Raw genomic sequence first — 13,303 nt, forward strand, 5'->3', positions numbered from 1 at the left:
CTTTTGTTAAGTGTACGGAAATAAAGGAGTCTTTTGATGGAACAATATGAAAAGCGTATTTTAGAATATATTAATCAGCATAAAGAAAGTATAATTGAACTGAGTCATGCAATACATGCAAGACCTGAACTCGGCAATGAAGAGTTCTTCGCATCAGCGGAATTATCCAATCTTCTTCAGGACAATGATTTTCAACTGGAACGGGATATTGCAGGTCATGCGACAGGTTTCATTGCGACATACAAGAGTGAAAAACCAGGTCCTACTATTGCTTTTCTCGCGGAATACGATGCATTGCCGGAACTCGGTCATGCATGTGGCCATAATATTATCGGGACAAGTAGTGTGCTTGCTGCCCTTAGTCTGCAGACAGTGATTGATGAGATAGGGGGTACTATCAAAGTATTCGGATCACCTGCAGAAGAAGGGGGCGTCAATGGTAGCGCGAAGGCAAGCTATGTCAAAGCGGGACTCTTTGACGATAGTGATGTCGCACTGATGATTCATCCGGGACATGAATCATACCGCACCGTCCCTACACTCGCAGTTGATGTCTTTGAAGTGGAATTCTTCGGCAAGAGTGCACATGCTTCTGAAAGTGCGTTCAACGGCATCAATGCGCTCGATATGATGATCAGTTTCTTCAACGGTATCGCTCAGCTGAGACAGCATATCAAACCACGTGATAAGGTCCATGGTGTTATTCTGGATGGCGGTGCAAGTGCGAACATCATCCCGGATTACACGAAAGCTCGGCTCTATACCCGGGCCTTATCACGCAAACAGCTGAATAGTCTGACTGATAAAGTAGAAGAAATCGCACACGGTGCTGCTCGCATGGCAGGCGGAACGGCTAAACTGAACCGTATTCAGAATGGTGTCGATGAATTCATCTTAAATGACCGTCTCGATGATTTATTTGAACGCCATGCGAAGAAACACAATGAACCGATTGAACATGATGATTTTGGTTTCGGTTCAACTGATACGGGTAATGTGAGTCATGTCATACCGACCATTCATCCTCATTTAAAAATGGGGCCTTCTACACTGGTGGGACACACACCGGAATTCAGGGAAGCAGCAGCAAGTCCGGGCGGTGACCATGCGCTCCTGCAGGGTGCACGTATCATGGCGACAATGGCTGTTGAACTGATTACTAAGCCTGAAGTATTAAATCAAATTAAGCAACTACATAAGGAGTAACGAATGACTAACTTTTTATCTAAGCGCCCGCTGACCATGCATCAGCTTTATGGCGATCATGTTGTATTTACATCTCGTCCTTCATACGAGAAAAATCCTTGGCTCACCACTGAAGAACATCAGGCCAATATGCTGACGGCAAGAGAGTTACTGATTGCTGATATACCGGTGATTCTGCACGAAGCAACGATTGGTGACAAGACGAGAACGTTGATGACAGCAGCAGGCATTGAGCTGCCGTCCAACTATCGTACGTTCAAAGATGCAGATAGTTATCATCAGCGCCTGAGAGAGGCAGAAGAAGCGGGGGAAAAGATTTTCTTTCAATATACACATAACGAAGAGTACGTTAAACCGTCGACCTATTATGTGAATAAAGAACTATTTGTAGCGCTTAATAATAAAATGAAGCTTGCCGACTGGACGAAAGGTAAATTCCTGCCGAAGCGTGATGTGATTCATGTCAGCAAGCTTGAAGCAACATTGAAAGATTGGCACTATCCATACGTCATCAAGCCGGGCGATGATCATCCGACTGCGGGGGGCTATGGTGTCATGATCTGTTATAATGATCAAGACCGTGAGAAAGCATTCAGCCGTATACAGGAAGCGGAAACGGATTCCGACTTCATTGTTGAAGACTACATCAAGACGGAACAGAACTATTGTGTGCAGTACGCTTATAGTGAGGCAACAGGGATTCAGTATATCGGCGCTTCTATCCAGGACACCAATGAATATGGCAAATACCGGGGTAATACAACAGCCCATCATGTACCGGATCAGGTGATTGCTGCTGGGCGTGAAATCATGGAGAATGGCGTTGCTGCAGGCTACCGTGGTATTGCAGGATTCGATCTCCTCGTCGATGATAAAGGTGCGGTGTATGCGATTGATCTGAATTTCAGACAGAACGGTTCGACTTCTATGCTGATTATGGATGAGTTGTTGGAAGGTGATTATGAGAAGTTCTTCGGTGCCTATGCGAACGTGTCAAATGAAGCATTTTATGCACGGATTCTGGAAGAAGTAACAGCAGGACGTCTATTCCCGCTTGCTTATTACGATGGTGATTATTATGAAGGACAGTCAGTACCGTCAAGATTTGTCGGCATCTGGCACGGTGACAAGCAAGATGTAGAGAAACATGACCAATCTTTTGTAGAGTTTAACCGACCATAAAAGACAGACCGCTGATTCAGCGGTCTGTCTTATTTTTCTTCCATTAATCTTAATGTGCCAAGCGCGCCTGAATATTCCCCGTTCTCAATGAAGAAAGGTTTAAATCCACGCAGAACAGTATAGTTCATCACGACCTTCTGCAGGAGTTCGTTGTGCAGGAATGATGAACCGATGTAGACCACATATTCAGCGCCGAATTCTCTGGCAGCATGAATGGAAACAGTGGTCACAGTTTCACCGACGACCCCGATAGCGGCTGCCAGTTTATCGGCAGCAGTATACTGGACAGTATCTTTTGTATGCAGCACACGGCCGAAGTTTGCGGCAGTCAGTTCACCTGGAATAGGCGTCTTGTCGCCTTTGTAGATATGTTTGACTTTGAGGTCAATATCATCCCGGTCCCCTTGGGCAGCCAGTGCAGTCAACGTCTCATAATCCGCTTCACCTGTCAGCAGGAAGCCCAGGCCTTGAATCATGCCGCCGCCAGCCCCTGTACCACCGGCACGCACCTGTACTTCACCTTTGACGTGATGGATGGAAGTTCCTGTTCCGACATTGGTGAAAATATAATTTTCAAGCGGGTGGTTAAGCTGTTGCAGAAATGTCTGTATCCCCTTGAACGTGGCATCAAATTCGATACTCTGAAAAGCGTTCTGTGGAATCAGGCTCTGGAGGTACGTCGCTTTCCCGCCTGTCAGTGCAACTTCGGCATCCGGATATTCTTTAAGGAGTTCTGCGACTTTCTCGACTTCTGTTGATAAATATTTGGAGAATGCACGCTCTCCATTTTCTTCTTTGACGATTTTAATCAGTGTACCGCCAGCATCTATACCGAATTTCATTTTAAAACCTCTTCTTTTTTGGTTACTATGATACAGCTTACGGCGTGTCTTGTAAATTATGTTCATGATTTAGAATGATGCAGTGCAGTCAAAAATGGGTATAATTTAAAAAAGGTGAATATCGCTGGAGGTTATGGACTATGGAATTCAATGGATCACAGATTGATATCGTGCAGTATAGCGCAGATTACAGAGAACAGTTAGAGGCTTTCGAACTGGAGGAGCGTCAGATGATTTACTCTTCTCTCCCGATTCAAGTGCTGGAAGAAGGACTGATGGATCACAATAGAAGGCCATGTGTAGTGTTAAATAAAGAAAACCAGGTGGTGGGCTTCTTTGTCCTGCATCAGTATTATCAGCATGAAGGCTATGAGACGCCGATTAATGCGGTCTATGTCAGAAGCTTGTCGATTAATGCCAAATATCAGGGACATGGCTATGGTACTGAAATTATGATGAATATCCCTGAATATGTACAGCAGGTCTTCCCGGATTTCGAACATCTTTATTTAGTGGTTGATGCAGAGAATCAGGCAGCATGGAATCTCTATGAGCGGGCAGGTTTCCTCCACTTAGCGACCAATCCTGAAGGCCCGATCGGTAAGGAGCGCCTCTACTATCTTGACCTATCAGGACAATATGCCTCTAAACTGAGATTAATCCAACAGGATGACAAGGTCATGCTGGATAAAGACGGCACGGATGTAGGGCAGATCAAGCTATCAGTGGACGGTAAGGCGGTACGCATCGAAGCGTTCACATCTGCTGATGATGAAGTGAGAGAAAGTGCCCTCAGACAACTGGCTACTTATGTCAGGAAACATTACCCTGAAGCAGATCGCATATTAGTAGAAACGGATCAGCCGGGTCCTTATCTGAATGTCAACTTCGTACAGGATGATTTACAGGTGCCTGACCAGCTGATGAAGCTGATTAGGTATTAAAGAGAAATATTTACTGGTAAATCATGATTATTCTTGTTATGATTTAGGATGAATAAAAATCGACTGCCTGACGTGAAAGGACGAATTAATAATGAAAATCAGTGAATATACCAAAGAAATGATGAACGAACATTCTTTCATCGATATGGCTTATCTTTATCTTTCAGAAAAAGGAAAAGATCAAGGCTTATATGACATCATTGACGAATTCAAGAAAATTGGTGGCTATAAAGACGAAGAAATTGAAACACGGGTGGTTCAGTTTTATACAGATTTGAATACAGATGGTCGTTTCCTCTCTACGGGTGAGAATATCTGGGGGCTTCGTGACTGGTATTCAGTCGACGATATTGAAGAAAAAATCGCACCGACTGTTCAGAAGTTTGAAGTACTGGATGATGACGATGAAGATGATGCGAATATCGCACTCCTCGGTGAAGAAGAAATCGATGATGAACTCGATATGGTGGTAGAAGACGGCAGCGACGAAGAGAATCTTGAAGACCCTGAAGATGAAGATGTTGAAGACGAACTCAATCAAGCGGGTCTGGTCGTTGAAGAAGATGAATTTGAAGAAGATGATGATTTTGAAGAAGAGGAAGAAGAGGAAGAAGAGGAAGAAGAGGAAGAGCTCTAATTTCTGTTTGATGATTGACTTATCTTCTAAAAATGATTATTATTTTACTTGGGCTCCTTTAAATAGGACAACGTATAAAACTTACGCTCCCTTTGCGCTTGCAAAAGGAGCGTTTTTTATTTTTTAATTTCAGGAGGTTGTTATGACTAAATTTATCTTTGTAACAGGTGGCGTCGTCTCTTCACTTGGTAAAGGCATTACTGCTGCGAGCTTGGGGCGTTTACTTAAAAACCGTGGACTTAATGTAACTATTCAGAAGTTTGACCCTTATTTGAACGTCGATCCAGGTACGATGAGTCCTTATCAGCACGGGGAAGTGTTCGTCACGGATGACGGTGCTGAAACAGATCTTGACTTAGGTCACTATGAACGTTTTATCGATATCAACTTGAATCAGTATTCAAACGTCACAGCGGGGAAAGTTTATTCTCATGTTCTGAAAAAAGAACGTCGCGGAGATTATTTAGGCGGCACTGTTCAGGTTATCCCGCATATCACGAATGAAATCAAGGCGCGCCTTCTTAAAGCGGGCGAGAGCACGCATGCAGATGTGGTCATCACAGAAATCGGCGGGACAACAGGGGACATTGAATCATTACCATTCCTTGAATCTATCCGTCAGATCAAAAGTGATCTGGGCCGTGAGAACGTCATGTACATCCACTGTACATTGCTGCCGTACATCAAGGCTGCAGGTGAAATGAAAACAAAACCTACTCAGCATAGTGTGAAAGAGCTGCGTGGTCTTGGTATTCAGCCTGATATGATTGTCGTGCGTACAGAATATGAAATGACCCAGGATCTGCGTGACAAGATTGCGCTGTTCTGTGATATCGATAAAAACTCAGTGATTGAATGCCGCGATGCAGATACTCTTTACCAGATTCCGTTAGCACTGAAAGAACAGAAGATGGATGACATCGTTGTCAAACGCCTGGGCTTACAGGCGGACGAGGAAGCAGAACTGACAGAATGGACACAGCTCCTTGATACAGTCCGTAATCTGGAAGGCAAAACAAGAATCGCCCTTGTCGGTAAATATGTCGCATTGCAGGATGCCTACCTTTCCGTTGTAGAAGCTCTTAAACATGCAGGCTACCAGTTCGGTAAAGAGGTTGAAATCAAATGGCTGAACTCTGAGGAACTGAATGTCTCTAACTTCAAGGAAGAATTAAAGGATGTTGATGGCATCTTAGTTCCGGGTGGTTTCGGTGAACGTGGAATTGAAGGGAAGATTCTTGCGACACAGTACGCGCGTGAAAATAATATTCCATTCTTCGGTATCTGTTTAGGGATGCAGCTTGCGACGGTTGAGTTTGCACGTAATGTGGTCGGGCTGAAAGATGCTCACTCATCAGAACTGGATCCAAATACCCCTTATCCAGTCATCTCATTGTTACCTGACCAGAAAGATGTAGTTGATTTAGGTGGTACGCTCCGTCTCGGCTTATATCCTTGTCAGCTGACTGACGGGACGAAAGCGCACGCGGCTTATGGCGAAGCTCTGGTAGAAGAACGCCATCGTCACCGTTACGAGTTTAATAATGAATTCCGTGGTCGCCTTGAGGAAAAAGGTCTCGTATTCTCAGGTACTTCACCTGACGGACGTTTAGTCGAGATTATCGAAATTCCTGAGCATAAATGGTTCGTTGCCTGCCAGTTCCATCCGGAATTCTTATCTCGTCCGACGCGTCCACAGCCGTTATTCAGAGATTTCATTGAAGCGACGATCAAATAATAAGAAAGAGTGCTATCTCTATAGATAGCACTCTTTTTATGCGTTTTCGTCATCTATCATTTCCTTGATAGTGGCATAGAGTATGTAGTAAATATAGTTCATTGCCATCATATGAGGCGTGATGATACGACTGAAGTCTTCTGTAGGCACTAGGGCGCGCGGTGTCGAAAGATCGATGAAATTCATGCTGCTGATGCGCTCGTCTTGATTGCAGATAAGAACATAGTCGATATCCTGCTGGTCAAGATCTGCGATGTATTCGATGACTGCATCGTCGTAAACGTCAGCCATGAGTAAGACACGGTCTGTTTTATCGATGACTGATTCTGTGATCAGTTTTTCTGAATCGGGCAGTGGCTCGGCACTGCTGGTCGCAAATTCCTCGAAATACTTCAGGTCCCCGAACCCTTTCACGTACACTTTACCTTCACCTAGAATCGCTTGGGCAAGTAAACGTGCTGCGATGTCAATCTCTGTCTCCTGGTTATTGATCTTCTGAAAGACCCCATTCAGCTGTGTGTTGAAAATCTTAATCATGATGAATCCTTCCTTTTCCTGAATAATATCGCGCATATATAGTACAATCTTAGTATAAAAAGGAGGACGATTACAATCATGAGGATTCTGGTGATTGATGATGAAGCCAATATTCGCCTGCTGCTGAAAGAAATATTTTCATTAAGCGGATATGCTGTGGAAGAAGCTGAAAATGGCTGTGTGGCACTCAAGATGGTAAAGGAGAAGCAGTACGACCTGATACTGATGGATAAACGAATGCCGGTGATGAACGGAGAAGAGGCACTCAGTGAAATCAAGAAGCTGACAGATACACCGGTCTACGTCGTTTCTGCCTTTCAGTCAGCTGAAGAAATTGACAGACTCTATCAGTTAGGTGCGGCGGGTATATTGACGAAGCCGTTTGTCATGAAAGATGTGCTCGAGATTGCTGAGCAATTTGCAGATGCTTAATATTATGCAATCATTTCTGGACTTTGCTATACTTAGTTTATAAAAGTTGTGCTTAGCACATAAGGAGGATATTTTCATGCCATTAGTTTCTATGAAAGAAATGTTAATCCAAGCAAAAGAAGGCGGTTATGCGGTAGGTCAGTATAACTTAAACAACCTTGAGTTCACTCAAGCTATTTTAGGTGCTTCTCAAGAAGAAAATGCGCCAGTCATTCTTGGAGTATCAGAAGGCGCAGGAAAATATATGGGCGGTTTCTATACAGTGGTGAAAATGGTTGAAGGTTTAATGAAAGACATGAACATCACAGTTCCTGTAGCGATTCATTTAGACCACGGTTCTAGCTTCGAAAAATGTAAAGAAGCAATCGACGCTGGTTTCACATCAGTGATGATCGATGCATCTCACCACCCATTTGAAGAGAACGTAGAAATCACTAAAAAAGTAGTTGAATATGCACATTCTAAAGGTGTTTCTGTTGAGGCTGAACTTGGCCGCGTAGGTGGACAGGAAGATGATGTTGTATCTGACGGCGTAGTTTATGCAGATGCGAAGGAATGTCAGGAACTTGTTGAAAAAACAGGTATCGACTGTTTAGCACCAGCTCTTGGTTCTGTTCACGGTCCTTATAAAGGTGAACCTAACTTAGGCTTTAAAGAGATGGAAGAAATCGGCCAGGCAACTGGATTACCTCTTGTCTTACATGGTGGTACAGGCATCCCGACTAAAGATATCACACGTTCGATTTCTTTAGGTACAGCTAAAATCAATGTCAATACAGAAAACCAGATCGCTTCTGCGAAAGCAGTACGTGACACATTAAACAATGATGCGAATGTTTACGATCCACGTAAATATCTTGGACCAGCTCGTGAAGCTATCAAAGAAACTGTAAAAGGTAAAATTCGTGAGTTCGGCACTTCAAACAAAGCTTAATTTATTATTGAAACATAAAGCACACTTCTTGAATGAAGTGTGCTTTTCTTGACTTTTTAACACATTTTGCATTATATTTAAAATCGCAAATCTTATAGCTATTGATATATAAATATAACGAACTATCAAACAGATGATTAAAATATAAATGTGAAATGTGAAAAGGAGTACATATATGTCTGAAGAGGTAATCAAGATAAGAGGTGGCAGACTACTGAATGGGAGAGTCCAGATCAGTGGTGCAAAAAACAGTGCAGTAGCACTTATCCCTGCAACATTGATGGCAGATGACATCGTTAAGCTGGACGGGCTTCCCGATATTTCCGATGTGGTGACGTTAATGAGTCTGCTGGGCGACTTAAATATTAAAACAGAGCTTGATGGCGCCACATTGACTGTGGATTCATCAGAAGCAGTAAACCTGCCGCTCCCTAATCATAAAGTACAATCTCTCAGGGCATCTTATTATATGATGGGTGCGATGCTCGCTAGGTTCAAGAAATGTACCATTGGTTTACCAGGCGGCTGTCCTCTTGGACCACGTCCGATTGATCAGCATATTAAAGGCTTCGAAGCATTAGGTGCAACTGTGACAAGTGACGAAGGTGGCATGCATCTGCATGCGGAAAATCTGCGCGGTGCAACTATTTTCATGGATGTTGTTTCAGTAGGGGCGACCATCAATATTATGCTTGCCGCTTCTATGGCAGAAGGGAAGACCGTGATTGAAAATGCGGCGAAAGAGCCGGAGATTGTAGATGTGGCGACTTTGCTGAATAATATGGGCGCGAAAATACGGGGTGCAGGTACAGATACGCTGAAAATCGAAGGTGTCGAGATGCTGCACGGTACGAGTCATACCATTATTCCTGACCGGATTGAAGCGGGGACCTATATGTGTGCCGCTGCTGCGATGGGTGAGGAAGTCATCATCGAGAATATCATTCCGCTGCATATGGACCCATTAACAGCTAAGCTGAAGGAAATGGGTGTCAATATTGAGATTGGTGAGGATAGTGCCATTATCCGACGTTCAGAATCTCTTAAACCGCTTAATATTACAACGAATGTTTATCCAGGGTTTGCGACAGACTTACAGCAGCCTTTTACACCGCTCCTTTTCATGGCGAATGCTGCTAGTACAGTGACAGATACTATTTATCCTGCGCGTTTTAAGCATGTCGATGAACTGAGACGGATGTCGGCAGAAATCAGTGAGGAATCTGGTACTGCTTATATCAAGCCATCTAAACTGACAGGAGCGGAAGTTGCAGCAAGTGACTTACGCGCTGGTGCATGCCTGGTCATTGCAGGTCTTACTGCTGAAGGTGTGACTACGGTCTATAATGTTAAACATATCGACCGGGGTTACAGTGGAATCGTTGAAAAATTAAAAGCGCTGGGTGCAGATATTTGGCGTGAACAAATCTAGTCAATGAAAACACCTCATGATGAGGTTTTTTTATATATTTATTATATTTGATATATTTTTTATACTTTGGTATGATAGAAGTAAGAGGTGAGGAAGATGGAAATTTGTCCTTATTTAGAAGAGACATTTAAAATCCTCGGTAGAAGCTGGAACGGGTTATTGATCAACTATCTTTCAAGATGTGACAATCGTAGTGCACATTTCTCAGATATTAAACGAGATCTGAAATCTATCACACCCCGCGCTCTGAGTCTGAAACTCGGGGAGCTTGCAGACTGGGGACTTATTGAGAAGAAGGTAACGACGACAACGCCGCTTTCAATTGAATATGTGCTGACGCCGAAAGGTTATGCACTGAGCCAGGCGATGATTCCAATAGAAGAATGGGCTCAGAAGAATCTTGAGCTGAACCATGAAGATCCTGCCTAGCAGGATTTTTTTGGTTTTTAAGAATTGAATCTTGATGAAAAGAATATACCATTAACCTGAATGTGCTATACTATTTGTGGATGTAAACCTGATAGATAAAGGAGAATGGAATATGGAACGTAGTTTATCGATGGAATTAGTTCGTGTGACTGAAGCAGCGGCACTGCAGAGTGCAAAATGGGTAGGTAAAGGATTGAAGAACGAAGCAGATGATGCAGCAACAACTGCGATGCGTACAGTATTTGATACCATCCCGATGGACGGTGTCGTTGTCATCGGTGAAGGTGAGATGGACGAGGCGCCGATGTTATATATCGGTGAGGAACTCGGGACTAAAGAAGGTCCAGCCATCGATATCGCAGTCGATCCCTTGGAAGGGACGACGCTTGTTGCTGAAGGTAGCTGGAACGCGATGACTGTCCTTGCTGTCGGTGACCGCGGGACACTCCTTCATGCGCCGGACATGTATATGGAGAAGATTGCGGTGGGGCCTGAATGTAAGGGTGTGGTTGACATCACGAAGAGTGTCAGCGAAAACTTGCATGCGGTCGCAAAAGCGAAAAATAAAGATATTTCTGAAGTAACAGCGACACTTCTCAACCGCGAACGTCATCAAGGCATCATCAAGGAAATCCGCGAGACAGGTGCACGTATCAAGCTCATTGAGCACGGCGACGTAGCAGGGGCTATCAACACCGCATTTGATTTCACAGGTGTTGATATTTTATTCGGTTCAGGGGGTGCACCGGAAGGCGTGATCGCGGCTGTAGGTATTAAAGCGCTTGGCGGCGACTTCCAGGGCATTCTGTTACCTGAAGATGCTGAGCAGGAAGAACGATGCCGCAAGATGGGTATCGAACCGAATACAGTGCTTCAGCTGGATGATATGGTTAAAGGTGATGATGCTATCTTTGCAGCGTCTGCAGTCACTGACGGCGAACTGATGAAAGGTGTTCAGTTCAAAGGTGGATTTGCAACGACGCACTCACTTGTCATGCGTGCTAAATCAGGCACGGTGCGCTTTATTCAAGGGCGTCACAGTCTTGAGAAAAAACCGGGTCTTACCATCAACGAGTCAGATACAATCTAATAGAACAGTCAGCATGCGTGGCATGCTGATTTTTCTTTTGGCATGATTCATTTTATGATAAACTATGAAAGCTCATCGCAAAAGCTCCGCATTATGCCCTCTCATCTATCATCAGAGAAACGAATATATTAAATAGAAGGTGTCATATGACTGAAAAACAACGAACAAGCCCGCAGTATGAATCTTTTGATGCGCTTTATAAGAACAGTACGACCAAAGAACTGACCGCACGCGCAAAAGAACTGGGACTTGTGAACTATAGTAAACTGAATAAAAAAGAGCTGGTTCTGGCTGTCATGGAAAAACAGATGGAACAGGACGGCAATTATTATATGGAAGGCGTACTGGATGACATTCAGTTGGACGGCTACGGCTTCTTAAGAACGGTCAACTATTCAAAAGGCGAAAAAGATATCTATATTTCAGCCAGTCAGATCCGTCGCTTTGAGATCAAACGGGGCGATAAAGTAACGGGGAAAGTACGTAAGCCTAAAGAGAATGAGAAGTATTATGGCCTGCTGCAGGTGGATTTTGTTAACGATCAGAATGCTGAAGAAGTGAAGAAGCGGCCTCATTTCCAAGCATTGACGCCTCTTTATCCGGATAGACGCATCAAGCTTGAAACGACGAAGACAGCTTATTCAACGCGTATTATGGATCTTGTGACGCCTATTGGTTTTGGCCAGCGGGGCATGATTGTCGCACCGCCGAAAGCGGGAAAGACGTCTCTCCTGAAAGAAATAGCGAATGCCATCTGCACGAATCATCCGGATGCGAAGCTTTTTATTTTACTGGTGGGTGAGCGACCGGAAGAAGTGACTGATCTTGAGCGTTCTGTTGAACAGGCGGAAGTTGTTCATTCGACGTTCGATGAGCCGCCTGAACATCATGTTAAAGTGGCGGAACTCTTGCTTGAACGCGCAAAACGCCTCGTTGAGCTCGGTGAAGATGTCATCATCCTGATGGATTCCATCACAAGACTGGCTCGTGCCTACAATCTGGTGATTCCGCCGAGCGGACGCACACTATCAGGAGGTCTCGATCCAGCGAGCCTGCATAAGCCGAAAGCCTTCTTCGGTGCGGCGCGTAACATTGAAGCGGGCGGCAGCCTGACGATTCTTGCGACAGCACTTGTGGATACAGGTTCGCGTATGGATGACATGATTTACGAGGAGTTCAAGGGGACCGGCAATATGGAACTGACACTTGACCGTAAGTTAGCTGAAAAACGGGTCTATCCGGCAATAGATATCCGCCGGAGCTCGACACGTAAAGAAGAACTGCTGCTGGATAAAAAAGAACTTGATATGGTCTGGCAGCTGCGCAACTTATTCACTGAAGCACCTGACTTCACCGAACGCTTCTTAAGACGCCTGAAACAGAGCGATAATAATGCTGATTTCTTCAAGCAGTTAGGTGAGCGCATGGCTGAGAGTGCAAAGAGCGGCAAACCGATTATTTAATGGTTGCATTCTGAGGAGAGAGCCTATATAATATGTAAGTATTGACGTGTATAACACGAATAACTCTGTTCCAGATGGTTCAGGGCAAAGGAGCTGAAAAATAATGAAACAAGGCATTCATCCAGAATACCGTAAAGTAATCTTCTTAGATTCTACTACAGACTTTAAATTCTTAAGCGGTTCTACTCGTTCTTCAAACGAAACGATGACATGGGAAGACGGTAACGAATATCCGGTTATCCGTTTAGATATCTCTTCAGATTCTCACCCATTCTACACTGGCCGTCAGAAATTCGCATCTGCGGATGGTCGTGTTGAGCGTTTCAACAAGAAATTCGGATTCAAATCAAGCAACGAATAATAGCTTACGAGTTCCACATTCAACTGAATGCTGGAACTTTTTTTGTATCAACAAAATCGGCTTCTACTATACGTTT

General features: G+C 44.1%; 14 protein-coding genes. 12 read left to right on the top strand and 2 right to left on the bottom strand.

Annotated elements, in window-relative coordinates; translation table 11 throughout:
• The first annotated feature begins 36 nt into the window (after window positions 1-36).
• Window positions 37-1,206: a M20 family metallopeptidase gene (locus ERX55_RS07835; protein WP_133452022.1), complete on the top strand. Its 1,170-nt coding sequence runs from the start codon at window positions 37-39 to the stop codon at window positions 1,204-1,206.
• Between the two features lie 3 nt (window positions 1,207-1,209).
• A complete protein-coding gene (gene ldmS / locus ERX55_RS07840) occupies window positions 1,210-2,388 on the top strand; it encodes an L-aspartate--L-methionine ligase LdmS (protein WP_133452023.1) in 1,179 nt (392 codons plus the stop codon).
• Window positions 2,389-2,417: 29 nt separating this feature from the next.
• Here the strand turns inward: ldmS and coaW are convergent, their stop codons facing one another.
• Window positions 2,418-3,230 (bottom strand): type II pantothenate kinase, encoded by an 813-nt coding sequence (gene coaW / locus ERX55_RS07845; RefSeq protein ID WP_133452024.1) that lies wholly within the window; start codon window positions 3,228-3,230, stop codon window positions 2,418-2,420.
• A 140-nt stretch (window positions 3,231-3,370) separates the two neighbouring features.
• Between coaW and ERX55_RS07850 the strand changes: the two genes are divergently transcribed.
• From ERX55_RS07850 to ERX55_RS07860, 3 genes are all read left to right on the top strand, one after another.
• Window positions 3,371-4,174, top strand: a complete 804-nt coding sequence (locus tag ERX55_RS07850) for a GNAT family N-acetyltransferase (protein WP_133452025.1) — start codon at window positions 3,371-3,373, stop codon at window positions 4,172-4,174.
• 91 nt (window positions 4,175-4,265) lie between these two features.
• Window positions 4,266-4,811: a DNA-directed RNA polymerase subunit delta gene (gene rpoE, locus ERX55_RS07855; RefSeq protein WP_133452026.1), complete on the top strand. Its 546-nt coding sequence runs from the start codon at window positions 4,266-4,268 to the stop codon at window positions 4,809-4,811.
• A gap of 142 nt (window positions 4,812-4,953) precedes the next feature.
• Window positions 4,954-6,549: a CTP synthase gene (locus tag ERX55_RS07860; RefSeq protein ID WP_133452027.1), complete on the top strand. Its 1,596-nt coding sequence runs from the start codon at window positions 4,954-4,956 to the stop codon at window positions 6,547-6,549.
• Window positions 6,550-6,585: 36 nt separating this feature from the next.
• Here ERX55_RS07860 and ERX55_RS07865 read toward each other — a convergent pair whose 3' ends face one another.
• Window positions 6,586-7,086 carry a DUF2529 family protein gene (locus ERX55_RS07865; protein ID WP_133452028.1) on the bottom strand — a complete coding sequence of 167 codons (501 nt, stop codon included), beginning with the start codon at window positions 7,084-7,086 and terminating at the stop codon, window positions 6,586-6,588.
• A 90-nt stretch (window positions 7,087-7,176) separates the two neighbouring features.
• Between ERX55_RS07865 and ERX55_RS07870 the strand changes: the two genes are divergently transcribed.
• The 7 genes from ERX55_RS07870 to ERX55_RS07900 all read left to right on the top strand — a co-directional run bounded on the left by ERX55_RS07870 (window position 7,177) and on the right by ERX55_RS07900 (window position 13,227).
• Complete coding sequence (locus tag ERX55_RS07870; RefSeq protein ID WP_243721481.1) at window positions 7,177-7,518, top strand: response regulator; 342 nt, start codon at window positions 7,177-7,179, stop codon at window positions 7,516-7,518.
• Between the two features lie 76 nt (window positions 7,519-7,594).
• On the top strand, window positions 7,595-8,452 hold the full coding sequence (gene fdaB, locus ERX55_RS07875) for a class IIb fructose-bisphosphate aldolase FdaB (protein WP_133452030.1): 858 nt from the start codon (window positions 7,595-7,597) through the stop codon (window positions 8,450-8,452).
• 175 nt (window positions 8,453-8,627) lie between these two features.
• Entirely contained in the window at window positions 8,628-9,884 is a 1,257-nt protein-coding gene (locus tag ERX55_RS07880; protein WP_133452031.1) for a UDP-N-acetylglucosamine 1-carboxyvinyltransferase, read from the top strand.
• Between the two features lie 96 nt (window positions 9,885-9,980).
• A complete protein-coding gene (locus ERX55_RS07885) occupies window positions 9,981-10,313 on the top strand; it encodes a winged helix-turn-helix transcriptional regulator (RefSeq protein ID WP_133452032.1) in 333 nt (110 codons plus the stop codon).
• A gap of 112 nt (window positions 10,314-10,425) precedes the next feature.
• Complete coding sequence (glpX, locus tag ERX55_RS07890) at window positions 10,426-11,403, top strand: class II fructose-bisphosphatase (protein WP_133452033.1); 978 nt, start codon at window positions 10,426-10,428, stop codon at window positions 11,401-11,403.
• A 146-nt stretch (window positions 11,404-11,549) separates the two neighbouring features.
• A complete protein-coding gene (rho, locus tag ERX55_RS07895; protein WP_133452034.1) occupies window positions 11,550-12,866 on the top strand; it encodes a transcription termination factor Rho in 1,317 nt (438 codons plus the stop codon).
• A 103-nt stretch (window positions 12,867-12,969) separates the two neighbouring features.
• Window positions 12,970-13,227: a type B 50S ribosomal protein L31 gene (locus ERX55_RS07900; RefSeq protein ID WP_133418455.1), complete on the top strand. Its 258-nt coding sequence runs from the start codon at window positions 12,970-12,972 to the stop codon at window positions 13,225-13,227.
• The last annotated feature ends 76 nt before the right edge of the window (window positions 13,228-13,303 follow it).

Origin of the sequence: Macrococcus bovicus (assembly GCF_004359575.1) — a bacterium.
Taxonomy (GTDB): domain Bacteria; phylum Bacillota; class Bacilli; order Staphylococcales; family Staphylococcaceae; genus Macrococcus; species Macrococcus bovicus.

What these genes read in the sequence shown, in the direction of transcription:
- ERX55_RS07835 (WP_133452022.1), top strand. Translation starts at nt 37, where the DNA reads ATGGAACAATATGAAAAGCGTATTTTAGAATATATTAATCAGCATAAA.
- ldmS (WP_133452023.1), top strand. Translation starts at nt 1,210, where the DNA reads ATGACTAACTTTTTATCTAAGCGCCCGCTGACCATGCATCAGCTTTAT.
- coaW (WP_133452024.1), bottom strand. Translation starts at nt 3,230, where the DNA reads ATGAAATTCGGTATAGATGCTGGCGGTACACTGATTAAAATCGTCAAA.
- ERX55_RS07850 (WP_133452025.1), top strand. Translation starts at nt 3,371, where the DNA reads ATGGAATTCAATGGATCACAGATTGATATCGTGCAGTATAGCGCAGAT.
- rpoE (WP_133452026.1), top strand. Translation starts at nt 4,266, where the DNA reads ATGAAAATCAGTGAATATACCAAAGAAATGATGAACGAACATTCTTTC.
- ERX55_RS07860 (WP_133452027.1), top strand. Translation starts at nt 4,954, where the DNA reads ATGACTAAATTTATCTTTGTAACAGGTGGCGTCGTCTCTTCACTTGGT.
- ERX55_RS07865 (WP_133452028.1), bottom strand. Translation starts at nt 7,086, where the DNA reads ATGATTAAGATTTTCAACACACAGCTGAATGGGGTCTTTCAGAAGATC.
- fdaB (WP_133452030.1), top strand. Translation starts at nt 7,595, where the DNA reads ATGCCATTAGTTTCTATGAAAGAAATGTTAATCCAAGCAAAAGAAGGC.
- ERX55_RS07880 (WP_133452031.1), top strand. Translation starts at nt 8,628, where the DNA reads ATGTCTGAAGAGGTAATCAAGATAAGAGGTGGCAGACTACTGAATGGG.
- ERX55_RS07885 (WP_133452032.1), top strand. Translation starts at nt 9,981, where the DNA reads ATGGAAATTTGTCCTTATTTAGAAGAGACATTTAAAATCCTCGGTAGA.
- glpX (WP_133452033.1), top strand. Translation starts at nt 10,426, where the DNA reads ATGGAACGTAGTTTATCGATGGAATTAGTTCGTGTGACTGAAGCAGCG.
- rho (WP_133452034.1), top strand. Translation starts at nt 11,550, where the DNA reads ATGACTGAAAAACAACGAACAAGCCCGCAGTATGAATCTTTTGATGCG.
- ERX55_RS07900 (WP_133418455.1), top strand. Translation starts at nt 12,970, where the DNA reads ATGAAACAAGGCATTCATCCAGAATACCGTAAAGTAATCTTCTTAGAT.